General features: G+C 43.1%; 24 protein-coding genes and 1 tRNA gene. 16 read left to right on the plus strand and 9 right to left on the minus strand.

From position 1 onward, the window contains the following. Positions 1 to 2: 2 nt before the first annotated feature. The gene (locus EYM_RS01650) at positions 3 to 257 is read left to right on the plus strand and encodes a hypothetical protein (RefSeq protein ID WP_075049380.1); all 255 of its coding nucleotides are present in this window, start codon (positions 3 to 5) and stop codon (positions 255 to 257) included. A gap of 39 nt (positions 258 to 296) precedes the next feature. Here the strand turns inward: EYM_RS01650 and gatB are convergent, their stop codons facing one another. After that, on the minus strand, positions 297 to 1,721 hold the full coding sequence (gene gatB, locus EYM_RS01655; protein ID WP_075049381.1) for an Asp-tRNA(Asn)/Glu-tRNA(Gln) amidotransferase subunit GatB: 1,425 nt from the start codon (positions 1,719 to 1,721) through the stop codon (positions 297 to 299). Between the two features lie 44 nt (positions 1,722 to 1,765). Next, entirely contained in the window at positions 1,766 to 3,340 is a 1,575-nt protein-coding gene (locus EYM_RS01660; RefSeq protein ID WP_168050148.1) for a cytochrome c3 family protein, read from the minus strand. A 377-nt stretch (positions 3,341 to 3,717) separates the two neighbouring features. On the opposite strand from EYM_RS01660, the gene EYM_RS01665 reads away from it, so the two are divergent. Together EYM_RS01665 and EYM_RS01670 are read left to right on the plus strand one after the other, a co-directional pair. Continuing rightward, positions 3,718 to 4,317, plus strand: coding sequence for a hypothetical protein (locus tag EYM_RS01665; RefSeq protein WP_075049383.1), 600 nt, complete (start codon positions 3,718 to 3,720; stop codon positions 4,315 to 4,317). 13 nt (positions 4,318 to 4,330) lie between these two features. After that, positions 4,331 to 4,786: a hypothetical protein gene (locus tag EYM_RS01670; protein WP_236943426.1), complete on the plus strand. Its 456-nt coding sequence runs from the start codon at positions 4,331 to 4,333 to the stop codon at positions 4,784 to 4,786. Positions 4,787 to 4,788: 2 nt separating this feature from the next. Here the strand turns inward: EYM_RS01670 and EYM_RS07950 are convergent, their stop codons facing one another. Continuing rightward, positions 4,789 to 4,911, minus strand: a complete 123-nt coding sequence (locus EYM_RS07950; protein ID WP_257720670.1) for a hypothetical protein — start codon at positions 4,909 to 4,911, stop codon at positions 4,789 to 4,791. Between the two features lie 210 nt (positions 4,912 to 5,121). Between EYM_RS07950 and EYM_RS01675 the strand changes: the two genes are divergently transcribed. From EYM_RS01675 to EYM_RS01715, 9 genes are all read left to right on the plus strand, one after another. Further along, a complete protein-coding gene (locus tag EYM_RS01675; RefSeq protein WP_075049385.1) occupies positions 5,122 to 6,711 on the plus strand; it encodes a CRISPR-associated DxTHG motif protein in 1,590 nt (529 codons plus the stop codon). Between the two features lie 89 nt (positions 6,712 to 6,800). Then, the gene (locus EYM_RS01680; RefSeq protein ID WP_075049386.1) at positions 6,801 to 8,318 is read left to right on the plus strand and encodes a hypothetical protein; all 1,518 of its coding nucleotides are present in this window, start codon (positions 6,801 to 6,803) and stop codon (positions 8,316 to 8,318) included. Positions 8,319 to 8,408: 90 nt separating this feature from the next. Then, positions 8,409 to 9,038, plus strand: coding sequence for an ATP-binding protein (locus EYM_RS01685; RefSeq protein WP_075049387.1), 630 nt, complete (start codon positions 8,409 to 8,411; stop codon positions 9,036 to 9,038). A 214-nt stretch (positions 9,039 to 9,252) separates the two neighbouring features. Further along, positions 9,253 to 9,711, plus strand: coding sequence for a hypothetical protein (locus EYM_RS07900; RefSeq protein ID WP_075049388.1), 459 nt, complete (start codon positions 9,253 to 9,255; stop codon positions 9,709 to 9,711). 68 nt (positions 9,712 to 9,779) lie between these two features. Then, the gene (cmr4, locus tag EYM_RS01695) at positions 9,780 to 10,649 is read left to right on the plus strand and encodes a type III-B CRISPR module RAMP protein Cmr4 (RefSeq protein ID WP_075049389.1); all 870 of its coding nucleotides are present in this window, start codon (positions 9,780 to 9,782) and stop codon (positions 10,647 to 10,649) included. A 1-nt stretch (position 10,650) separates the two neighbouring features. Further along, a complete protein-coding gene (locus tag EYM_RS01700) occupies positions 10,651 to 11,289 on the plus strand; it encodes a type III-B CRISPR module-associated protein Cmr5 (protein WP_075049390.1) in 639 nt (212 codons plus the stop codon). Continuing rightward, positions 11,276 to 12,187 carry a type III-B CRISPR module RAMP protein Cmr6 gene (gene cmr6 / locus EYM_RS01705; protein ID WP_075049391.1) on the plus strand — a complete coding sequence of 304 codons (912 nt, stop codon included), beginning with the start codon at positions 11,276 to 11,278 and terminating at the stop codon, positions 12,185 to 12,187. The genes EYM_RS01700 and cmr6 overlap by 14 nt, the downstream gene beginning before the upstream one ends. Positions 12,188 to 12,192: 5 nt before the next feature. Next, a complete protein-coding gene (cas10, locus tag EYM_RS01710; protein ID WP_075049392.1) occupies positions 12,193 to 15,360 on the plus strand; it encodes a type III-B CRISPR-associated protein Cas10/Cmr2 in 3,168 nt (1,055 codons plus the stop codon). Positions 15,361 to 15,365: 5 nt separating this feature from the next. Beyond that, positions 15,366 to 16,427: a hypothetical protein gene (locus tag EYM_RS01715; RefSeq protein ID WP_075049393.1), complete on the plus strand. Its 1,062-nt coding sequence runs from the start codon at positions 15,366 to 15,368 to the stop codon at positions 16,425 to 16,427. Between the two features lie 740 nt (positions 16,428 to 17,167). Here the strand turns inward: EYM_RS01715 and EYM_RS01720 are convergent. Beyond that, positions 17,168 to 18,025: a hypothetical protein gene (locus EYM_RS01720; protein WP_075049394.1), complete on the minus strand. Its 858-nt coding sequence runs from the start codon at positions 18,023 to 18,025 to the stop codon at positions 17,168 to 17,170. Positions 18,026 to 18,625: 600 nt separating this feature from the next. Here EYM_RS01720 and EYM_RS01725 point away from each other — a divergent pair. The 4 genes from EYM_RS01725 (at position 18,626) to EYM_RS07710 (ending at position 20,244) form a co-directional block, all read left to right on the plus strand. Then, the gene (locus tag EYM_RS01725; protein ID WP_075049395.1) at positions 18,626 to 19,021 is read left to right on the plus strand and encodes a hypothetical protein; all 396 of its coding nucleotides are present in this window, start codon (positions 18,626 to 18,628) and stop codon (positions 19,019 to 19,021) included. Then, entirely contained in the window at positions 19,011 to 19,436 is a 426-nt protein-coding gene (locus tag EYM_RS01730) for a hypothetical protein (protein WP_075049396.1), read from the plus strand. Before EYM_RS01725 ends, EYM_RS01730 begins: the two co-directional genes overlap by 11 nt. A 45-nt stretch (positions 19,437 to 19,481) precedes the next feature. Next, positions 19,482 to 19,560, plus strand: a tRNA-Gly gene (locus EYM_RS01735). A gap of 534 nt (positions 19,561 to 20,094) precedes the next feature. After that, on the plus strand, positions 20,095 to 20,244 hold the full coding sequence (locus tag EYM_RS07710) for a DUF2283 domain-containing protein (RefSeq protein ID WP_168050153.1): 150 nt from the start codon (positions 20,095 to 20,097) through the stop codon (positions 20,242 to 20,244). Between the two features lie 65 nt (positions 20,245 to 20,309). On the opposite strand, the gene EYM_RS01745 is transcribed toward EYM_RS07710, so the two are convergent. From EYM_RS01745 to EYM_RS07770, 5 genes are all read right to left on the minus strand, one after another. After that, positions 20,310 to 22,103: an ATP-binding protein gene (locus EYM_RS01745; protein WP_075049397.1), complete on the minus strand. Its 1,794-nt coding sequence runs from the start codon at positions 22,101 to 22,103 to the stop codon at positions 20,310 to 20,312. 99 nt (positions 22,104 to 22,202) lie between these two features. After that, on the minus strand, positions 22,203 to 22,559 hold the full coding sequence (locus EYM_RS01750; RefSeq protein ID WP_157058718.1) for a hypothetical protein: 357 nt from the start codon (positions 22,557 to 22,559) through the stop codon (positions 22,203 to 22,205). A 20-nt stretch (positions 22,560 to 22,579) separates the two neighbouring features. Further along, a complete protein-coding gene (locus EYM_RS01755) occupies positions 22,580 to 23,698 on the minus strand; it encodes a radical SAM protein (protein WP_157058719.1) in 1,119 nt (372 codons plus the stop codon). Continuing rightward, positions 23,689 to 24,492: a hypothetical protein gene (locus EYM_RS01760; RefSeq protein WP_075049400.1), complete on the minus strand. Its 804-nt coding sequence runs from the start codon at positions 24,490 to 24,492 to the stop codon at positions 23,689 to 23,691. The genes EYM_RS01755 and EYM_RS01760 overlap by 10 nt, the downstream gene beginning before the upstream one ends. Next, positions 24,479 to 24,646: a hypothetical protein gene (locus tag EYM_RS07770; RefSeq protein WP_157058720.1), complete on the minus strand. Its 168-nt coding sequence runs from the start codon at positions 24,644 to 24,646 to the stop codon at positions 24,479 to 24,481. The genes EYM_RS01760 and EYM_RS07770 overlap by 14 nt, the downstream gene beginning before the upstream one ends. Positions 24,647 to 24,724: the final 78 nt, after the last annotated feature.

Raw genomic sequence — 24,724 nt, forward strand, 5'->3', positions numbered from 1 at the left:
TGTTGGAAATCGTTTTCCCGATATTTACTAGCTTAGCCATAGCCTTGGTCCTCTTCTATCTCTGGAAAGGTCCTCAATTCCTTCAGGAGGCCTTGGGCGGAGCCTTAATAGCCATGCTCTTTGGGAGCGTTGGAGCTTACTTAGGAACGCTGATCTTCGCGGGTCAATACGCTACTCCGGAAGTATTAACTGCCTCGGTGATAGCGGCGTCAATAACGGCCATTTGGACTTACCTTTTCGCCTACGCACATAAATAGTTCTGAATAGGGCTTAAGACTAGAGCTAGAGTAAGGCCGTCAACTCTTACTAATTTTCTCTTTAATCATTTCCCTTACTAATTTGGGATCTGCCCTTCCCTTAGTAGCCTTGAGCACTTGACCTACGAGGAAGTTGATTGCTTTTTCGTTCCTCTTGGCGTCCTCTACGGCTTTCGGATTGCTTTTAATTACTTTTTCCACGATTTTTTCAATTTCACTAACGTCTTTAATTGCGCGAAGTCCCTTTTCTTTAGCTATAGCTTTCGGTCTTTTACCTGTCTTCAGTACCTCCGGGAATACGATCTCCTTAGCCTGCTTCCAAGTAATTTCTCCTTTATCAACCATGTTGAACAGTTCCTTCAAATACCCTGCATTTAAACCCTCGCCAATGTCCATACCGAGCTCCTTGACCCATCTCAAGTACTCGACTACGAGGAAGTTCGCTACCCTAATTGGGTCGCCTACAGTTTTAGCGACTTCTTCGAAGGTATCCGCTAATTTCTTGGAAGAGGTCAGTACCTTAGCTAAATATTCGCTAACTTTATACTCTTTTACGAATCTCTCTGCCCTCTCGTCCGGTAGTTCAGGCAATTCCATTCTAATTCTCTCTATCATTTCCTCACTTACGTAATATGGCGGTATGTTAGGCTCCGGCATGTATCTGTAATCTGCCTCAAATTCCTTACTTCTAGATGGTATTGTAACCCTCTTCGAAGAGTCCCAGTGTCTAGTTTCCCTCTCAACCTTCCCGCCTTGCTTTATCAAAGTAGTTTGCCTCACTATTTCGAACGTTAAGGCCTTCTCCACTTCTTTAGGGGAGCCTATGTTCTTTACTTCGACCCTCTCTCCACCGGGAACGCTTACGTTAGCGTCTGCCCTCATTGCGCCTTCCAAGGAACAATCGCAAATGCCTAAGTGCTCCAATACGCTCCTGAGCTTTTCGAGGAAGGCCCTCGCTTCCCTCGGACTCTCCATATCGGGTTCCGTCACTATTTCCAGCAACGCTACACCGGATCTATTGTAATCTACCAATACGTACCTCGACGCGAAGCCTTGAGGCCAAACGAGCCTCCCGGGATCTTCCTCTAACTGAACCCTTCTTATTCTGACTACCTTTTCCTTTCCATCGACGTTTATCGGTATGTAACCACCGGTACAAATTGGAGAAGAGCCTAGCTTGGTGAATTGCGAGATTTGGAATCCCTTAGGTAGATCGGGGTAAAAGTAGTGTTTCCTTGCGAACACCATCTTTTCGCTTACTTTACCCTTTAAAGCCAGACATAGAGAAACTGCCATTTCAACGGCCCTTTCGTTGAGAATAGGTAACGCACCGGGCAACCCCAAGCAAACTGGGCAGACGTTAGTGTTAGGCGGCTTGTCCCTGTAATCGCTAGGACAAGAACAGAAGAGCTTCGTTTTTAATGACGTTAATTGAACGTGGACTTCGAGCCCTATGGTCGCCATTGAGATCCAAGCCGTAAGAGAGGGAGGAAAGGAGGAGTAAAAAGCTACTTCTTTCTAAGAGAAAGGACTAGGAGGGCCAGACCTATTAGCGCCACTACCGGGCTTCCGTAGTATATTATAGGCGGGTACCAGTAGCCCAACTCTTCTAACGGAAGCCTGCTCCATGGACTGTGGCAATCGACGCACTTCAAGGACTCCGATACTGGCACGACGCCGTGATCCACGTTCATGTACCTAACCATTTTTATGAATTTGCCAGTAAACGTCAAGTTAGCTACTTGCGCTCCCATTTGTACGGCCTTGTTTACGTCTCCGAGCGCGAACACAACGCCGACCTTGATCGGTATTGGTATCCTCTTCTGTTCGTCGAAAGGCACGTAAGCAACGTGTTCTCTGAAGGGATAGATTTTGCCGTCTTCCTCGCTCCCTACGGGAGCAGCGTATACTATTTCGTTACCGTTCACTGGATCGGGATACAAGTAGGCCTTTCTTTCCTTGCCGTTCCACCATAGATAAGCGGGCTTCACGTTCTTCTTTAGGACGAGCTTAGGCTCCCATCTACCGAGCTTCTCGTTGAACTCAATGTGTCTCCAGTCCCTCTCCACGTCTATCGGATACTGTCCGTGAGCTATGTACGGAATGTGGCAAGTCTGGCAAGCTACCTTGTGATGGAAGTTCTCAATAATGAAACCGACTATAGGGGCCCTGTGCCTCTCCTTGTGGCAGTCCGTGCAAGCGACCGCTTCAGCTTCCCTAGACCACGTACCTACCGCTTTCGTACCTACTTTATGGTCTTCGAACTTATGGCAGTCTACGCAGTGGAGACCTCTAGCCATATGAACGTCGAAGTGAACGGAAACCGTACCCATTAGGTCCGGGCTTAAGTTAGGTCTCTTGAAGTGCGGGCCTCCACCCGCGAACGCGTGACAAGCGAGGCAGGCGTCCTTAGAAGGCTTCGCAACTATCTTAGCGGCCTTCTCAATAGGGATATTGGGTACGTACCTCCATCCCTTTTCGGTCTTAACAACTACTTTCATTCCTTTCTTAACTCCAATTGCCCCTCCTTTGTAGTAGTTTGAGTGACATACGAGGCAGTCGACGTTCTCCAAGTCCTCCTTGGTAGGAGTTACGCTCGGTATCTTGCCTAGGCTCACTCCGTGACACATGGAGCAGCCAGTAGCGATTAGCTTGCCCTTCAGTTCTTCTTTTCCGGGTGGAGTTTTCTTTAATACGGCCTTCCCAATGAAGTTAACGGATACGTTTCCGTTCCAGAAGATAGCTCCGCAGAAGTCGTTGTAGAGCGTTCTACTACCGGCCCAAGTAACGCCTTTTCCAGCTACGTCGTCTACTTGGTTTATCAGTCGATAGTGATAGCTGTGGACTAGGTCCCTTACCTCCTTCTCGTGACACTTCAAGCACGTCTTAGAACCTTCGTACTTCGTTACGTTGAACTTTTGGAACACTTCCGTGTGATCAGCTATTCTGACTCCCTTCTCTTCAACGTATTTCCATGCGTCCTCTGCACTGGGGGCGAGCGAACAGAGCTGGGTTCCCACGACGAATATCGCTATGGTGCCGGCGCCTACTAAAAGTAGTAGAAGACCCAAAAGCGCTTGCATCCTCACAACAACTTCCCGCTTTAGAGCTTACTGACCAGTCAGAAATATTATGTAGTAAACATTTTCACACCGAATTTCTCTTTACCTAACCAATTGGTCAATTAGTTAACCCTTTAACGCTGTCAAAAGGGAAACTAGAGCTCCAATTACGGAAGCGATGTAAAACATAGAAGTTTTGTCGGGCCCATGAGATAAGAATGTCTACACCGTTCGGTACTTCAACTCTTTAAGAAATTCTCAGTCTACTAGCCAAGTATCAATTCAGTAAAGTAACAATATCGTCGAAGAGCGAATTCCAATATTCCTTAGTCTTAGTCAAGGAATATATGTGAACCTTCTAAACGCTTAGGGTTTTGACTAAAAGCGGGGACTCTTCAATGTTCTGTTCCTTGGTTCTTTTGCTTCATAACGTTACTTCACATGGCATTACCCTTCAGTATCTCTGGTTCCAGAACAATACGGTGGCGCTTTCTCTAACGCTTCCAAATCCATGTTACAAAGTAACCGTCTCTAACTCAACCATAAGCGTTGAGAGGTACGGATTCGCTTGCATTCAAGTACTTCGTAGAGACGAGATATTTCTTACCGTTAAAGGTAATGCCACGTTTACGTTGAACTACTTAAATGATTCAATTCAGTTCGGCAAAGCGTATAGGTTTTGTGCAAATAACTCGGTTAAGCTAATTGATATTCTCAATTATACTAGCAAATTTGTCAATAAGATGCTTGAACTAAAACTACTCTGTCTAGGATACTCTATCCCAGTTAATTTACCCGGCCCACCTTTCAAAGCGCCTCCGGTAACTAAATGCGATAGCGTAGTTACAGACGGATCCGCTTGGATCTACGTAAGGGGACCACTTTGCACTAGACCTATAGAGGTCCTAGTGAAGGCAAAGGTAAGGATTGCGAAGGTTCCAAGCGGAATGGTACCCTATTTAGAGGTCATTGATGTACTTGGGAGATGGCCTAGATGAGGTGACGTATCCCTTGGAGCGCCGTTTGAGGACACCGCCCAAGATAAAGGTATTGGAAGCGCTAGGAGCTATAGCTGATGGAAGGGTCGCACCAACTTCAGGCGGATTCAAGGTGAGGTCCAGTACTGGTGAGAGGACTTACGAGGTTTGGGTTGATTTGGAAAGAGGCTTAGTTTGTAGTGACGATAACGGGACCAAGTTCAGAGGTTACGTAGGATACCCGATAATTGCCGTTCTAATGCTTAAGGGGAAGCTGCCGTTTAATGAAAAGTTAGCCGAAGCCCTTAAAGGGATTCCTTGGAAGAAGCTTAATGAAGAGATGAAGAGCTACTCTAAGGTTATGGAGCTAATTTATGCAATGCTAAGGGATAAAGGAATAGATAGGAGCGAAGTGGATGAATTCGTCAATGAAGTAATTAGTTCCTTGAAGAAACTAAAACTTAAGAAAGTCTGTCCCGAGAATAAGTAGTTTCACCTCTTCGCAACCACTTCTATGAACTTTTCCAACAGTTTGTTGTTAGTTTCCAATTGGGCGCTCAGCTTGCCCATGCTCACTTTCAGTTCCTCGATCGAGGTCTCCATTTCACTAAACATGGAATAATCCTCGCGCCATGTCTTTGTTGAGGATAAAATTTAGACGAAGTAGAGTTCATTGGCTTAATCAATGTTCTTAAAGAGACTCAGAATGATGAAAAAGGTGAAAAGGCTTAATATGTTTTAGAGTTAATTATCCAGCCAGCAGAGTTTGCCGAAGCCATAACTTATAATCGAGAATAATCGATAGTAGGAAACGGATGATGATGATTGAGCCTGTTGGTCATATCGACATGGGGATTTTCGGGAAGCTGGAAGAGAGTTACTTACCGATTAGACGACCTACGGAAGGTTCTCGAAACTCCGTTATCTTCTGAAGTCATTTCATGTAATGTACTGAAACTTTTTAAAGGAGAGAATATAAGGAGAGTAATACTCCTACCGATAACGCTCCTTGATACCAAAGTCAACAACTTCGAGGAAGCAGAAGATGTGATACGGAATTCGATTATTGCATCGAATCCTGATGACAATTGCAAGAGAGATTTAGAAGAAATTCTACACGATTCCCAAGTAAAAGTAGTCTTGGGTAGTGGGTATTTCCTTTCGAATACAAATCTTAATGAATTTATTGTGCCTTTTAGTAGCGTGTTGTCTGACATATACTTGAAAATATATGAGAGCTTGGAGGAAGCATATAACAATCCAAGGAGCGAGCTCAGAATTATTCTAGATATAACTCACGGCGTTAATTACTATCCAGTAAGTTTGAGAGCAGTAGTTGAGAAAATGTTAGCAATTATGAGTCATAGGGGAAGAACCAAGTTATACGTTGCTTCGAGCGATCCATTTATATCCTCACGTAATAGTCAAAGCAAAGATATTGAAAAAAAGGTACTTAAGTATCACATAATTGAATGGAGAGAATTTCCGAAATCGAAAGTATTTTCGATGACCTCTAACATCAAACTTAAAAGCATTGTAAGGAGTCGCGACGAATTAAACACTCAACTTAGAGGGCTTAAGAGTATAGTAAAATACATAAAGCTATTAGAGGTCCCAAGCATCCTTGCGTGGAGTTATCTTAAGTATAAATTATATGAACCATTGAATAAGTGCGATAAAAATAGCATAGATAAGGCTAAGGAACTACTGGAAGAGATCAAGAAAGAAGCTAAACGGTTTAGTATCGAAGGGAATAAGTTTATTTTCCCAAAGGAATTCGACCCTGAGGGTATATTCGATTTAATATCGTTAATTGAAATTGGAAGAGCTCTCAGTGACTTAAATGGAAAAATTGAGGATAACCTATACGTAGTAAATCTCAAAGATTTGAAGAGTTATAATGAAAGGTATAGCGAATACATGGAAGCAGTATCTAAACATCTTTGGAAGAAGGAATTCGATGATTTGGTGAGAGCAGTTGAGCTATACCGAGAAAGGATACTTGATGCTAATGAAGCCCTAGAGGTAATTCCACTTAATGGTATCGAAAAGCTAGAACTTGATAATATTTTGATAGACAAGTTAAAGAAAATGGAAAAGAGGAAGATCCAAAGAAAGTTAGAGGAACTACGTAGTCTAATCTCGATGGGGTGGCTTCCATACTCGTTCCTTAAAGTTGAAGCTAGAAAGAAGAACGGTGAAGATAAGGACGAGAGCAAGGACAAGGAATACTTACTGAAAGAACTTATAAAAGAAGCGCTATGGTGGGCTGTCTGGGATAACTCACTTAACGAGAATTACGTAAGAAACTTCATAGCTCATGCAGGCCTAGAGAAGAACCTAACTTTCGTGAGTAGCGAGAGCGTTGGTTACTATATTCCATACCTCGAGCAAATAATAAGTATTATGAAATGACGCAGAATCTTTGCATACTGCTCAAATGAGCTTGAGATAAGTCGAAAGTTGAATAACGCGGTTCATATACAAATCATGGGGATGAGTTCGTGGATTTAACCCAGGAGGTTACAAGGAATTTCAATACATCTTTGTGGAGAGAATTAGGGAAGTTTACGAACTATACCCCCTTGATGGTGGGGGATTGGAAAGGCGATACCTATACTAAGGTTGGGAACAATAGAATTGTTACTGGAATACCTCGAGCTCAAGCACTCTTAAGTAGGGCACGTTATGCTACTACTTTAGCCCTAAGTTCCTATTTAACGAATCCAAAGAGTTTCAATGAAGTATACGAAAAGGTGAAAGTAAAGAGTACAGTCGGAGCAATACCACTTCTATGTTTAATATACGGCTGTTCAGAGCCTCCCTTTTCATCACTGTTTAAGTTATCCCTCTCTGTTAATGTCAAGAAATGGAATGCATGGAATCCCGCTTACGCGAAGGCGAATAGATATCACGCAATAATTTCGAGAGGCGAAAGAAGATACTCAAGGGGTCTAAAAAGTCCTTTGATTCCTGGAGCTATTGAAGTGGAAGTAAAGTATTTAATTGATAGTAACAGAGCCAAAGCTTTAGGGTTGTCGGAAGATATTATAGATAGCATAAGAAACATCTTCGAATATAGCCTTAAAGTTGCACTGGTAGTCTTGGGTTTAGGAAAGGGGTCTAGTAGGGGGTTCGGTAAGTTCTGGTATAATGATAGAGGTCCTGCATGTAGAGATATTAAGGAGTTACTTGACGGATTGTTACTAGAGATCGAACATATACTTAAATACTTAATGAGTAAAGATCTACTAGTCAGTAAAGACATTCTCCTCAAACCTCTCAGTACAGAAACTATTGAAAGGAATAGAATGATCCCCTTCTTCAAGAAGCCAGATGAACTTTGTAGTAATAAATTGTTCGTACGGAACGCGAGTGATTACGGAAGGAAAATAGAACTAATAGCTAAAGCTGTGTTAAAAGCCAATTGGAAAAAGGCGTCTCGTAGGAAGGGGTCTGGAAGCAACTTCCATACCTGGCCTCTAGGTCTACCCCGATCGTCTTCGATAAAGTGTACTTGCAATGGTAAAGTGTATGAAAAAAGGAAGTATGGTTACTTGGTTTCCACAATAGCCATAGCTGATCTATATTGTGAAAATTTCTGTAAGTCTTTCGAAAGCGTAAGCGCAACTGATGCCAGAAGGGTCTCAATGATACATTTCGTTCCAACGTTAGACGGAATAGTAATACTTCCCCTTTTCGACTATTCCTTACTCCCTTTAATAAAGGGGGATAAGGGGAGGACCATTTATCATGTAAGTGGTAAATTCATGAAACATGAGAAGGTAAAAATACATTGCGACAGAACGTTTGTAAAACTAAAGAACGTTCTTATGAATAATAAACCCAAATCATCCTATCGAGGAGGTAATTGTTCTAAACCAACTTACGGTATATCTTTACCCCCGAACTCCCATGGATTATTCCAAACCGAACCTAAGAGTATCGAAGATGCTTACGTAACAGCGCTCAACGCAGCTTTGCAATGGGTAATTTACATACTCAAGAATCCGCTGCTTTAATTTGTCCACACAACGTAAATGACTGAAAAAATCTTTATTTAGAGTCAGCTTTATAAGTAGAATATAGATCTTCTCTATAGGGTTACTAAAGTGGCCAATAACGAACGCTTTAAAAAGTCTTTTACACCATGGATTCCGGATAAGGACACGTTCAAATGTCTCGAAAATACACGAGAAGAGTTACGTGAATTAATTCAAGCAATACGTGACTTTTACGATGATTCAAGGGAGTACTTTAACGAATATATCGGGACGGGTGAATCAGAAACAGAAAGACTGATCAATAACTATAAAAAGTTATGCAGATACATCGAGTCAAGATCCAACGCCATATTCGTACATGGTCCGCCCGGAAGTGGAAAATCCACAATAATGGGTCACGCCTTGTGGTATCTCTCAATTAATGAGGATTCGAGGTTTTCTGAACATCCGATTAATGTCCCGTTATATCTCCTCGGGATTCTTGATATAAGCTTACTACCCCCAAACGATACCCTAATGCAATGGCTCTTTACACTGTTAGAAGAAAATACTAGGGAATTGATCGAACGTTACAATAAACTTGGCTATACTCGAGAAGAAGATATAGAGAATATGAAAGAACTCAAAAGACATCTTAATAGTTTGAAGAAATATTTCCCATTCTTTGAAACGGGAATTGTAGACCTAGCAAAGTTTTTCTCGACGGATATAGAGGAATTGGAAGAGGTTGTTCAATAAATTCTACGCTCAGGGTACGATATAAGACCTACAGAGTTCCTGAAGGCCCTAATTTTCTGCAGAATAATTTCATTAGATCCTTTTACGATATGTCTATTTACCATAAGGAGTGAAGGCCTCGACAAGGTCGCATGAACCTACATCAATATTCACTTAAAATGATATAATAGACCTTTGGTCAAGATTACATCATATCAATTCCTTAAGGACCATTTTGATCAATGCAATGTATCCTTCAACTCTATTAATAAGTGAATTGAATATCGATCTCAAACGTTTGCTCGGAACGCCGACTTACGTACCTGAACACATAATAAACCTTGCAAGAGAATACTTCCGGTTTTATAACAAACACTTTGACAGGTTAGATCTCATAGAATTTATCACTAAGGATGGACAAATTGAGAGAACCAAAATTAAACGAATACTAGAAACGCTTAGATCCAAAATGATTAGTGAACTAAAAAAGAGAAACATAGTAATAGAATCTTGCCCTACCTCCAACATGGTAATTACGTGGCAATTAGGTGAACATCCACTTGAGTGCTTCCTCAAAGAGGGCCTTAGAGTAGTAATTGGTACTGATGATCCAATGGTCTTGAATACCGATATACTATCGGAACTGGCTCTAGCTAAAGCATTAAGAACCCGTAGTTTAAATTTAACATTATAAAATACTCAGCAATAGGATAAGCATTATAACGTCTGAGAATTAGGAGTAACCTCGGGTGTAATCTCTCATTGAAAAACTTTGAGGATAAAGTTCTGCCAGCATTAATGAGTGCAATTACCCACGTTCACGTTGGTTCTGGAAAAAGCTACGGTGATGTAGATCAACCAATAATTAGGGATCCCCTTGGAGTACCTTTCATACCCGGTTCTTCCATAAAAGGAGCTCTCAAATCGAAGTTCCTAATTGAGAAGAATTGCGTAGAGAAGTGTAATGGGGACTGCGAGCAAGAGGAGAAATGTGAAGAGGAATGTTATCAAGTGTATTGCCTTTTCGGACCTGAAAGAGGAGATAAGGGGGCATCTAGAATAGTTGTTGCAGACTTCTATCCTCTTTTCGTTCCTATGCCATCGCTAAGTAGCGGATACGTTTACGTAACATCGAATTTCCTTTTGCAATATGCAGAAACTCTTAACGTTAAATTGGTAGAAGGGAAAGGAGAGAGTGAGGAAATATTCATTGGAACCCAGAAGATCAAAGCTGAAGTGGTTAGAATCAATGAACGTATCATAGAGATTCATCCATTTCTAAAGAATTTCTATAGAAAGGCGGACGGTAAGGGATACGTAACGGTGTACAAGATCAACGACAAGCATCTATTCCACCTCATAGATAGAGCGCTATTAAGACTCACGAGAGTTAAGATAGAGAGGACTACGAAGACTGCCGAACGTAATAAACTTTGGACTGAGGAATACCTACCTCACGGAACCATTCTGGTGGGCGCCTTCGTATACAGACCTTGGAGAAATGCTTGCTGCGAAAAATGCAAACATTGCGAGAACCTCTTAGAAGAGTTGAATGACATATTCTTCGTAGTTGGTGGTAAGGAAACGATTGGCAAGGGCTTGGCTAGAATCAAAGTAATGGAGGGAGCATAGAATGAGCGAAACGATAGCGACGGTAGCTAATCCCATGAAGTTAGCGCTAACTCACATTCTGAAAATAGAACGCCTTAGGAAGGAGTACCTTGAGAAACAGTTAGTGGAGGACAGCGAAAAGCTTGATCTCGGGGGATTCGTTACTCGAATGAAGCAATATCCGTCGCTCTTGATGAGTTCCGGTTTAGTAACTTCAGTAAGCTTCTATATATCGAAAATTGAAAAAGAGAAAGGATCCGGTGAAGCATTGAGACTTCTTTACGAATACCTCACTACTAATCGCGATGAAAGTCATGAAGACGAAGAAAGATCAGTACTTGAAAAGTTGACTACTAGCGAATCAGTGAGGAAAGCAATTCTTAGTGAAATGAAGAGCGACGCGAAGGGGTACCTAATTGCATCAGCATTGCTAATAGCAGCTATAAGCGAGTTCTCACGGGCGATAGGCCTTGAATTGCCCGATGAGGGAGAATTCCTAACGAAATTCATTGAATTCTTAAAGGAATTACTTGAGGACACATCGTTAGAAAATCTAATTCTATTAGAAAACTTGATGAGGGAGTACTCCATTGAGGTAAAGAGGCTTGTAGAGGCTTATAAGTCAATTGTATGGGAGGGTAAAGATAATGGAAAGGCCTGACTTAAAGGCGGAAGAAATGTATGTAAGGGCAGTCCTCAGCGGAGGAGGTACTCTGGACGAGCGTTCCAAGAAGGCTATAGTAAGAATAATTACAGGCAACGTTTCATTTCTCCAGGAGATGCTTAAGCTATCGAAAGAGAACATGGAAGCCATCGAAACGGGATACGAGAAAGCCGGATATATGGTCGGATCAATAAATGTGGTCCTCAAGTCAGAGGGCTTAGTGGGTATAGGTTCTGGCGCTTTTAAGTCAATCTTTGAGGTTGGCCTAAATATCGATCCTATCTTAGGTTTACCCTACTATCCGGGATCTGGGATTAAAGGCGCAGTGAGATCGTTCATCGAAAGCTTCTTACCTTCGGGGAAAGGAATTGAATACTTGGAGGAGATATTTGGTTCAAGTAGAGCTAATAAGGGTGAGGAGGTCAGCTCAAGTGATGGTTCGAGTGGAGCCGAAGGCATGATAGTGTTCTCAGATATGTATCCAATAGGTTGCAAGAGTGGTGGGTGCTCGATATATACACCACTAGTAATTACTCCACATTACTTCAAAGGCGGTAAGGTAGTTGATACGGAGTTAGACGTTCAGCCAGTCCCCGTTGTACACATAGGTATATCAAAGGACTTGGTATTCAAATTAATAATAGCTATTAGGAAGGACTTGAAAGAACGATTAATGAAAAACCTGAAAGGGATATTCGAAATGATCAAGAAAAGCGATGGAACGACCCCTCTTTTCAAAGGAATTAGAGAAGATCCCTTAATCGCGATAGGTTTGATTACTATATATACTCTAAATATGGGTATCGGAGCGAGATCGGCTAAAGGCTATAACTTGTTCGAACCGTATTCGGGTCCCCTTGCATTCAAAGTTAGTAAGTACGTTCTAAGGAGGTAATAGGTATGGACTGCAATGGATTACTAAAAAAGAAAATTGTTGCATTGCTTCACGATACACCCGAGAAAACGTGGCTAATGTACACTCGCACAAGACACGAAGATTACGCTAAAAATAGAATAAGAGAGCTTTACGGAGAAGATTACTTAGAATACCTTAGGGATGTAAAAAAGTACGACGTTATCTCCTCTACTATTGATAGATGGGTCATACCATCGCGTACGATAATACCTCGAGTCGTCAGGTTACTCAACCCGTTCGATCCAAGCTTTTACTACGAAGTTGATATAGGACAGATTGATAAAGAAAAAGTGAATGAGTATTGGCGTAGCCTCAGAGAGTGCTTAGGTAAGTTAAGTAACGATAGAGAAAGATACCATGTTCAATACGCACTCATGGAACTGTTATGGTATAAGATAGTGGGAAGTCCTCTCCCGGCAGATACTAGGTTCCCTACGCATACCGTTTTCGATCACGTTTACTCGACGGCGTCTGTAGTTAATATCTACCACGAAGGGAAGTTCACAGGTTTCTTAGTAGAGGTTGATATACCGGGTATTCAAAACTTCGTGAGTGGTGGACGAAGACCCGGAGATTGGTGGATTAGAAGTTGGCTGATTTCCGCGATAACGTGGTATTTAATAAAGGATCTCGTCTGGGAGTTCGGACCAGATATACTATTGAGCCCGAGCGCTCGGTACAATCCCTTCTATTATTCGACCATTTTAGAAAAAATTCCATTTATCAGTAAATGCATCAGTTCAGATAATCTAGATGAGGCAGAGAAGAAATTTGTTAAAAGTCTCATTACGCCCGATCAACCGTTGATGCCAGCTACGGTGACCTTGTTACTTCCTAAGTGCTCTCTAGAGTTCATATTAAGAGATGTTTCTACCTCAGATACCTATGATGCGATAAGGCAGTATTTTAAGCAGTATTTTAAGAAGAGATTGGAAGAGGTATGGAAAAATATAGTTAACGAGCTACAGAGAAGCCTAGATAGAAAGTTGAATGACGATAAAGCTTGGCAGAATCAATTTGAAGGAGTCAGATATTGCTTAGAAAGTTGTAACGACAGTATAACGTATGAAGACCTCAAGAGAATAATAGAAAGAGCGGAAAAGCCTCCCTTCGAAATTAGAGTTACAGTCATAGATATAGAAAAAGCCTACGAAGACTTTCGCAATATTTTCAATTCTCAAAAAAGCGAAATTAGGAATAGAATAAACCAACGTTTAAATGGAACGAAAAGGAAACTGGAAATAGGGAAAGACGTCTTCCCTTATTCTAAAGACATTGATGATGTAATGAACGATTTAGAAAAGAAACTATTCTTTCACTGGCTCCTCACTAAAAAATATCCCGAGGAGGTGCATAGAGTAAAGAGTATTAGTATAGACCCATTGCTTCTAGATAGTTGGACGCTCGAGATCACTAACGCTAGGTATAGTAAGTATAGCGAGAAAACGGCGCTTACGTGCACTTGCGGTAGACCAGCTGCAATCCATAATCCAAGGGACGAACCCACCTCAATCCTCAGATCACACGAGGCCCTTTGTCCATACTGCTTCGTCCTAAGATTGCTTCAATATAATACTGACGCTCTAACTCGTCTGGTGCCTTCCGGAGAAATTAGAGTGCCGAAGATAGTGACCTCCACCTTGGCAGCTCTACCCGAATTGATTGAATGGTTCCTTAACGATAAAGAAGTGATTGAGTTCCTAGATCAAGAAGGTAATAAAATAGAGGTTAAAGGTGATCAACTACGATATTTGCTATTAGAGACATTGAAGCAACATAATCCTCCGATACGTAGTACTTCGTTTCCTCACGGTTACAATACTCGCTTTCACTTAAACCTTGAAGAGCTGGTAGATGAACTGCAAAGGATCGATAAGATTACATCACTAATAGTAGTTCCTTCTAACCTTAAAGACATGCTTTCCAATCCTTCTGAACAACAGTTGTACTTGAAGGTATCGTTAAGTAATAAAACAAGTAAGCATTTACGCGTACTTAACTCCTTAAATAAGTATATAGTGATGATAAGGGCTGACGCCGATAATATGGGTGATCTCAAAAGAGGTGCATTAGGTTATAGTACTAGAGATTACTTCAACAAGGTTTTCGAACATCTCAAGATTTACAGTGTTAATGATAAAGATGCAGAACTATACAGTGCGGCAAGTAGTATTATAGAAAGCGTACTGGAAAGGTTTTATGAAAGTTACCCAAGGGAGGTTTCTAAGGACTCTAAGAAGAATGACGGCTCACAGCAACTCCCTACCACGTTAGTCACGCCAACGTACTTATCCCAGCTTTCTTATTCGCTGATGATAGAAGCTATACTGGATAAGGAAATAATCGAAAGTAACTATGGCATAGTAATATTCTCTGGAGGAGACGATCTACTAGCCCTCCTTCCAGCTAGGAGCGTCTTTAGTAAATCTCCTATACCCCCTCTTAGAGATTTGGAATCACTACTCTCTAACGAATTGCTAAACCTAGTAAAGAGGTTCTACTACTCTCCAGCGCTCTGGGTTTGGTGGCTAACCAGACTCAATCACTGGGGATTGCTTAAGGGAATAGATGGATTCAGACATACTAAAAGCTTCTTTGCTCCGGCCTTAGTAGCCTATGGGCGGAGCTACGGGATAGCCGTGAGACATTACCGTGATCCCTTGGCCAAGGTCTTTGAAGACGTGAAAGATCTAGAAGATAAAGCGAAACATCAGAAAGAAGAGGTCACTAAAGATAAAGTAAAAGATGGAGTAAGCGTAAGCTACGGCCGATTAGGGGCGGAAGGCGTTGCTCTGTCGAATACATTAGGCACGAAGGAGAAGCGCGATTTACGAGAGCGTAACTCCTTGGGTCCTTTCGTGGCTACCTTTGCATCTCTCCATTACCAAGGTTTAAGCAATAATTACTATTACGATATCATAAGAGAATTGCAAAGACACCTAGATCTATATGAGGAGGATCGATACCTTATAAGCGATCCATTCATGGTCCTGCTAAGGTACATAATTAAAAGAAATATACGTAACGAAGGAGCGAAATCACAGCCCCCCTTGCTGAACCTTAAAGAGACGTTAGAATTTTTGGAATCAGTGAAAAACGACCTTTTCGATTTGTTGAAGTTCGGCTTTATGTGGCACAAATCGATGAGGTGAATGCGTTGATAGTATTGGAGCCACTTAGCTTTGTAAGTTTCAGAAAGCCTGGACCTTTCGGTATAACTCAACGAGGACCTCTTTCCACGAGTTCCACCTATTTCATGAAGACGACTACATTAATAGGGGCACTAGCCTATTTAGCTTATACCCAGAACGTTGAATGTAGTAATAAGGAAGGTCTCTTTGAAGCAACTAGGGAATGCCTAAGACGATGTTTTAGAGGAAATCTGAGGGGACCCTATGTTGTTTGTAAGGATCAACCCTCGTTATTCTTCGCTGAAGAAAAGCTGTTGGACTTGAACATCTTGTTCGAAAGGTGGGATGATATTAGAGTGGACCTAGCAATGCTCCTCAACGGTAAAGTTGTCCTAAAAAGGAAAAAGAAGGGACTAATCGAACATTACTTGAGCGACGAAGAACGAGATTGCATCCCTAAAATCTTCGAGAAACACGCTACTGGAAAAACGCGAAGGAAATTAATTTCTCATCAGTTTTCCAATAAGTTGCAGAAGTTTAGCAAGAATAGCGAATTTATCTTTGTCAGAGAAAGGCTTTACGCTAGGGGCCTCAAGTTCTTTCTCGAAGTTAATGAATTCAACGAGCAGTGTCTCTATGATACGCTAATACCTTTGGGGGGTGACGGGGGTCTTGCGAAAGTAGAAATCGTAACCGGAAATCCAATAGAAGAAAACCTCAGGAAATTATGGGGCAACGAGTGCTGGGAAACATGTAAGGGGAAGCGATCGGTAGTAGTAGTGATCTCTCCCTTAATACTAGAATCTAGTTCTAACTCTAAATGTGATTATAAGGATTACAAATGCCACTTCCAAGAGATCCTTGAAGTCGAGGAAATAGCACCTCTCTACGATAGATATTCTGTTAAGGCATATCCTCTAGGCTGGGACTTAAGGAAGGACCGTCCACGACCATTCGTTCCCACAGTAACTCCTGGATCCGCTGTAGTTGGAACGCTGAAGAAATCGCCAAGAGACGTCTATTGGGAAGGCGTAGGTCTCTTTAAAGATATCGGTTTTGGAACAGTAATCCCATTACCTTTTGACTAATTGCTCCCCTCCCACTTCTGGGAGGATCATCGCATTCTCTCCACTCAACGCTCTACTATACCATTCCTCCTCGCGTCATTTCTTTCTAACCCCGTATTGAGGGTAGTTACGTCGGAGCCTAAGTTACTTCTAACTCAGTAACATCTGCAAATTACTTTATTCGTATTAATACCATTAAATTAGTCTTGAAAAACCAACTTACAGAAGCTATATTTAGCGAGCCCTAAACATAGGTATTACAATAGCTAGGTGTTACCAGGAAATTAGGTTCAAAGGATCTAGATAATTTAGACAGCTAATCGAGCCTAAATCAAGGTTCGTAATATTAAAATAAGGCCTAATTCGGCACAACCTTCATGACGTGGAAGGGAACGCTTCAAACGAGTTCGAACTGATTAAGTGAATTGAATTTACTTCCGTACAGGGAGGTAATAAGGGCCTCCAAGGAGATGCAAATGTGATGGTGTACCGGGATAACACCGTTGATGGTAGAGTTAACGCCCACTTAACTTTCCAGCTTGGAAAGTTAACCTCCGGGATGGTTTGCTAGCGGTAATACGAGGAGATGTAAATGCCGATTGAATCCGGGGGACCGGAACGGGTTTAGGATCTGTAAGGAACTGAGGTCTTGATCGATAGCTAGGCACATATTTATTATGAATTTCGGTGCTATAGTAGCTTGGGGTATAGCGCCCAGGTGGCTGCCAAACCTCGCGCCTGGGCGGCTGCCAAAGCGTATCTCAACACGCCCTTCCAATTACCTCACATAGCTCTCCAACAAAGTTGCTCGTTAAATCGAAGCCCCTTGCGAAAGCTAGCTTCTCCTTAAGGCGCTCATTGCGATGCAATAGGGCGTTCCTATAGCTCCCAGCTAACACGTCTACAATAGCGAACGGTAGAGCGTGATGCGACTTCACTTCCATCGCATCTACAACTTTATAACATTGGAAGCGTCTCTTAGGTAGTTCCCTATCGCTTATGCCTCTCCAAGAGAAGAACTTTTCATCAAACAAGACGAGCGCGTCTTCGATCAACGAGTTACAAAGCTCCGTCTTAACGTTATTAAACACGTAAGGCTTCATGGTCTTCGATAAGGCCTCTCTTAACGGCTCGGAGAATTCGCCTAAACCCTTCAAGAACTTAGCTATCTCTGCTTTGTTAACGTAATGAATTAAGGCTCTCATGGAACTACACGTACGAAGTGAAGTAACTACGTCGAAGAACTTCCCGAGGGCTTCATCTATTGCTTCGTTCACTTCCTTCGTTTCGGTACCCTTAAAGCACTTAACGAGTTCGCCCGTTAAGGAGTTATACTTCAATTCAATGCCTCCTTCAATCATCTTCTTAATGATGTCTTCGCACCCTACTACTGAAGCCATCTCCTCGAAAGCCCTTACTAACTCTCGTGAAAGCTCTGAATAGCACTTGGGTGAGAGTATTAATGTTGCTATTAGGAAGTACTTGGTTTTCTTACCACCTTTCTTTAAATTAACGTTCGTATCTCCGCTCTCATCTAGCAGAACTACCTCCAACTTTTCGATCCCGATGGTCCTCGGAACGCTTAGGTATTTCTCTAGGATTACTTCCGTTTCACACACTAACTACCTCGTTTCCTATCACTTAGCCGTTTGTGATCTAAGGAATTGACGGGTGTTGTAAAGTGAAGGTTATACGGAAGGTGTAGTGAGGCATCGCTAGGAGGGTTTCATAGCGATGATCCTCCCAAAAGCGGGAGGGGAGCAAGGACGTTAGTACAAGCTGTGACGAAAGTACTATTAATAGAGGGTATCGACGAATCGAGGTATATAGAAAGCGTTCAGTATGATCCGATAGGTTCTGGAACTCTGCGCCAGTCGGAGGGTTCTCTGCAAAGCTACCTCAAGTAATTCACTTTAGATTATAACGCAAAAGTCTTCAGAAGCTCAGAAGGTAAGAATAACCATAGCTATCGAGCAAGACAACCTAAGAAGTGAGATCAATTCACTTGAAAAATGTGAACTTAGCTCTCACTTCTCAGGCAAAGTTCGAGATGGCGAGGTTAGAAGAGAACGAAATTCCGATTAGTCTACCTCAATTCCTCGAATCATTTTATACAAAGGAATCGATTACGCGTTAATAAGTAGAGTTCAATTAACACCATTGAATATTAAACTTGGAAAGCGCTAATCTACCATTGAACCGGGGGTATGTAATAGGAAATGCTGTTACCTATTGTTGGTAAAGTTCAGATCAGTAAAGATGAGATAAAGGCTCTAGCCTCCTCAGAAGGTTACGTAGGCGCGATAAGCGAAAAGGTCGCATCTATACTTTCACCTCAACTGAGGGTATTCAAAGTAATAAGGAGTAAGGTAGCTTTCACCGACGTGGCAAGCTACGGATACTTCGTATTTTTAGATGAAGATGGAAGAGTATATCTATCTTCTCCGGATGGAACGGTCTCGAAGAGCTTCATTATAGACGAACAGTTCGCATTAAAGGTCCATATAGGGCCTTATGGAATAGTAGCGTGCAAGAACGAATGTGGAAGTTTCAGCTTGGCTGGAAACTTGAATTGGAGGACGAAGGTTTGGATTCGCAAGCGACGTGACTGGTGATGAGGAGAAAGTATTCGTAGGAGACTGGGTCAACGAACGAATAGTAATATTGGATCCTATGACAGGCGAGGTATTGAATTCGGTTAGGGTTGATGGGAAACCGTTGTATATGGACGTATGTATGAAGCTACTAGGTGTAGGAACGAGCAAGGGACTTTGGATATACGAGGTAGATGGGAACGAACTGAAAGAGGTTAGGGCTTGCAGGGGTTACGGTTACATAGTAGCGTTCTCTAAAAGCTGTAATTTCTTGGCCACGTCCTTCCAAGGGGGAAGAGGCCTGAGAATATGTGATAGGGAAGGTAGGACATTGGAGGAACTAGATATACTTAACGTGAGATCGATAACTTGGCTGGACGGCGAGCTGGTAGTAGGCAACTCGTGGGGAGAATTAACGTTCTTCCGTTTCCCCTAACCGGTAAACTTATTAACTTCTTCATTCCGAAGCACCTTCGGAAGAGCGGCGGTCGTCTAGCCTGGACTAGGACGCCGGCCTGCCACGCCGGAGATCCCGGGTTCAAATCCCGGCCGCCGCACCACCCAAACTCTTCTCAAAAGTGGTTACCCTATCCAATCGTATCCTCACACAGAGAGTTCGATGGAAACGTAGGAAGGCTTGTATCAAAACCTCATCTCTTAGTACTTAGGGGTCCGATATGCGGTCACGATTCTAATTTTATCCTTAACAGCAATTATTACAACGAGCGAGTATTTCTTAAGACCCCTACAAATAACCTAGTACTTCTGGCTGTCTTGAAGTATTACTTCCTTGTTTCTATAAGATGGATCCAGACACTGCTCTATATCCCTCCTAGATATCCCCCCTCTGTTTCATTCCCTCAAGGACGTGTTTACTATATTCTATCTTCAATATCAAAACCTATTCGTTCGTTCATTGTATCAGCTGAATCGCTTTTGTCCTCGCATCGTGTTACTTTGTAACATACATTACTACATATCCAATAACTGTCGACTAATATAATGAAGATTGACAAAAAGCTAGAGCTGGCTAGTGGGGGATGATACCTAGTAAAGGTGAAAGTCGATAAAGACGTCGATGCGGAATATATACCTTGATAAGGGACGAGTTAGGGAGATCATCGAAATACGTAATAGTAGATCTTGACCAGAAAGGTAATATTATAGGGATTGAAATATTGGACTACTCGAAGAACCGAGATCTGATCGAAAAGATATTTGAAATCGCGAACTCGATCCGCTGAAGGCTAAGGAGTGGTTGAACCGATTTTCAATAACTCGCGAAAGCACTGAAATTGAAGGGAGCGCGTTACTTGATGGTCCGGAGCTCCCCATTGATACCCCTTATCTTCGCCTCCAACATTGCGGCTATCACGTAGCTCTCTTCGGGGCAATCGCTCTGTAGTTCACTTAAATCAACGCTACACTCCTCGAACACTACCGCGTTCCTCCTAGGATCTAAGTAGACCCTTTCGCTAACTAAGATCCCCTTAGCTTTCTCCAAGTCTTCGCGGGTCACAGGCCTCTTGAGTACCGAAGCCACCGTTTCCAAATCCAGTTTCCTTAGTGCCTCTTCTATCTCCATTAACCTCTCCTTCGTTAATATCGCTTTAGACCACTCGAGGGCTAAGTCTAAATCACCTCCTCCGTACTCCAGCTTCCTCTCCCTTATCCTGACGAGAGCGGGCTTGGGTACTACTGGTCCAACTATCATTGCCATACCGGGCTTCAACGAAGGTAAATCGCTAGCTAAAGCCGCTCCAAGCTCTTCCGAGGATTCAATTACCACTTGCTGATCCTTCGGATTAACTATTCTCAATATTATCTGAGATTGGCATTGGCTCAAGACCGTTTGATCTACTCTGCTAGGTCTTTGGGTAATGACTGTCAAGAACACTCCGAACTTCCTTCCTTCTGAGGCTATTCTCTTTATCATTGATGTGGTCCAAGGACTTCCTTCGGATGGGGGCGGGGCGAACCTATGCGCTTCTTCCACAATCACTTCTATGGGGTAGGGGTATTTCTCCCCTTTCAATCTCCTGAGGTGTCTGACTCTCGCATTGAAAATCCTCTTTAAGATATTGTAAACTAAGTGTACTTGGACCTCTTCCCTTATTCCGCTTAAATTGAACACGGTTACTGTGGAGGGCCTCAGGAACGCGCCTATAGGTATGGAGGACGTACCGTATATTCCCAATCTATCTAATTCCTCTACGTACTTTAGGAGACCGTAAATCACTTCTGCGTTCTTCGCTATTGACGCCCAAACCCTCTTGACCAAATTCTCGTGCACATTTATGTTGCGTGAAGAGAACAACGCTTGCAATTGCTTGTGAGACGATAGGTTAGCGGCCTCTAGGGTTAGGCTTAACAGTTCCTTCAGCTTCTCCAAGTTCATCCATTGAGGATCTTTAGTTTGGAAGTACATCTCCTTTGCTATTTCTCGGATCGAGCTCAAGAGGGCTCTTAAGCGGGAGGCGTTCTTCGGAATTCCCATCACGAAGGCGAGCTCATCGGAATCGACGCTCTTAAGGTCAATAGAGTAGGTTACGTCCCCTTCTTGGTCCGAATGAGCCTTCAGTACTAAGCAAGATCCCCCCACTTCCTCAACGTTTTCCCTTATCCTAGCGTATTCCCCATGAGGATCTAACACCAATATAGTGGCGCCCTTCTTCAGTAATTCCTCTATTAAGACTATGGTTGTCCACGTCTTGCCGGAGCCCGTAGCCGCTATTATCGCTAAGTGCCTCGAGAGAGCGTTTAGGTCTAAGTGAATTGGAACTGTAGGCCTCGAGGCGAGGAAGCCAACGTGGAGCGCCCTATTGGATGGAACGGCGTATAGGGATGCTACGTCGCTATCGCTGGCTCTATAAACCCAAGAGCCGACTCTAGGCGTACCTTCGGAGACGATCCTAACTCTAGCCACTGTAACGGTCGTCTTCTCGTTTATTGGTACCTCCGTGGCCACGTTCCACGGTAATTCACTATAGAGCAAGGGCCTCGATCTCACGCTCTCGACGTATCCCATCACTTTGAAACCGTTCTCATCGATAAAGTAAACGAAGTCGTATTTAGAAGGCTTAACGTCGCTAGATATTACCATTGAATAGCTGTCCAATCCATCTACTTCTATTACCCTCCCAATAGGCGAAGTTATTCCATCTCCCTCAAGCTACGCTCGGAAGATCGCTTAAAAGACGACTTACTCTTTAGAGAGCATCTCGTATAGCTCTCTTAAGCTATCCCTCTTCTTAGGCTTGCCCTCCACTTCCGTCTCCGCGAGGGCTTCCACGACGCTCTTCCTCTTCTCCGTTACGCACTTCTCCACGTCTTCAGACTTCACGCAATCCCTTACGTTCAATATAACTGCGTAGTACTCAACGTTCTCAGCCCCCGGTATCGAGTCGAACTGGGATCGACCTAATTTGGCTATTCTCAACGTGTTCCTTAAATGGGCTATTTCCAAGAGTTCTTCGACGTCCTTGAGTAAGTCCTCCTCAAATATAAAGAAGCCGAAGGACTCGAACGCCTTCCTCATTCTTTCTCTTAACTCCTTCATTTCCATCCCTAACGCACCTCTTAAACGAACAATAGCCTCCTCTTTCCCGATCTAAGTATCACTTGCCTCCTATAGGCCATTTGCAACAACCATCCGGCCTCCCTCTTTAGAGGGCTAACTTCAACTTCAAGCAACGGTTCCCTCCTTACCTTCCACCCTAGCAACTTAACGCCAATCATCTCTAGACCCTCTCTTAGGTCTCTCTCGTCTATCGCCGGTAGCAAATCACATAATTCCCTATCGTACTTACAACTGTCCCAACACACTTCCCCGTGATGTCTAGCGTTGGCGTCGCACGCAGTGAAGTATACCTTCATATCCCTTTTCGATGCTTCCCTTATCAAGGCGATCTTCAAGTCTCGCGTGTTAACGTAAACTTGCCTCCTCCCTCTAGGCCTCTCCCTAAGCCTACCTTCCAACTCGACTCCTCTCTTCAATAGCTCCTCGTATATCCTCTCCGTTACCCTCAAACCTCCTACTACCACCTCGTTAACCCCGTAGCTCAAGGACGTCTCCAGTAGCTTCCCCATCTCCTTCTCTATTACACCAGGTAAGAGGGGACGGACGAACAAGGCCACCCTCTTACCTCTCTTTAAGAGCTTTTCCGCAAACTGCAACCTCTGCTCGGGCGATGGAACCTTGGGCTCGAAGTCCCTCCACCTTTCAATAGTCGTTATCGAAACTAAGACGCTTAGCCTATCTTCGGAGGCCGAAGTTAAGAGGTCGACCTTGCTTTCGGGAACTATCATTTTATAGGAAATCTGGGTGTAATTTCCCAAGTACTTGAGCCACTTCAAATATTCGATAGTTTTACTCAATAATAGCGGATGGAATGGTTCCGTTATCGATCCAACAGCTAAGTAGGACCCAGTAGGTCCGATACCTACGTTGGGGTTGGAAGCTATTGCTATAGCCAGTTCCCTTCCGCTTAGGGGATAAGGCTCGACCTTATCGGTAGGGAACCCCATGTCCTTAATGTAACAATACACGCACCCCAAATCGCAACCTATCCCGGGGTGAACGGTCAGTCCGCAGTCCCTAGGCTCCCTCTTAGCGTGGTAGTCTTCCTTAGCCCTCTCGCTCGGGCCTAACTCACGTAAGACTTCCCTCTTCCTTTCAATTGCTTTAATCAAGCGCATTTCATTACGTCCTCCAAACCCATTTCCTTCCATTGCGCCGTTCTTCCATATAGCTCAATGCCCTCGATTCGTTCCACTCGAACGTCTTCCAAGGCATAGTAGTCTATTAGGTAAGAAGTTGCTCTCGAAACTTCCTTCAAGTAACCCTTCTTTACTAATCTTTCCAAGGCGTTCCTTCCGTCCACTGCACCAGGGGCAACGGAAATCACCGTTCCGTTTAGACAGATGAAAGACAATATTGGATTACCTTTTCCGAAATGGAAGTATATCCCGTTGTTACATCTACCTTGAGCTATCGAAACGGTAGCTTTCAATCTCCTCGGTTCCTTCAAGTTAAGCAACTTAGATAGAACGGGATAGGGTGCTGTCCACACCAGCTCCTCGAACTCCAATTGCCTTAATCCGCTCAAGTATACCTTACCCTCTTCTAAGTCTATTCTCTTTAACTTCGAATTAAGTAACCTCAAGTTCTTGGGTTCTACTTTCAATCGAGTAACTAGGTACCACTTGTCCCTTTCCAACCATCTGAGAGGCCACGGTTTTTGGCAATTGAAATTTCCGCAAGCCTTCTCCTCAGCATCGCCTTCCTTAACTACTCCTTCAACTTGCAGTTCAACGCATTCGCTCTCTGGAGGACATCTCTCGACGAGAATCGGGACGAGGGGGAGCTCTTTATCGCCTATTTCGACCTTCCTTAAGGGAAGGGGAGGCAAGCCCACGGGATCAATTACTATCGAATTGGGAAAACAATAGGAAGCGAGCGTGTGACCGATTACCACTCTAACTTTCTCCAACGGCTACCCCGTCTTCCCTAAGAAAAACTCTACTTATTCCAAGCTCTCTCATCAAGTTAGCTATTACTCCTAACTTAGCAGCTAATTCCTCAACGTCCTTGCCTTCCGCTTCCTCTACTTCAACGGGTAACCCGTCGTAAGCGACGACCCTCATGGTTCCTCGATACTTTACTAGTGCACTTACGGAAGTTCAATTGAAGTTCGAAGTAATTAGCGAGTGATACCTCTTTCT

The organism is Ignicoccus islandicus DSM 13165, from assembly GCF_001481685.1.
GTDB lineage: Archaea > Thermoproteota > Thermoprotei_A > Sulfolobales > Ignicoccaceae > Ignicoccus > Ignicoccus islandicus.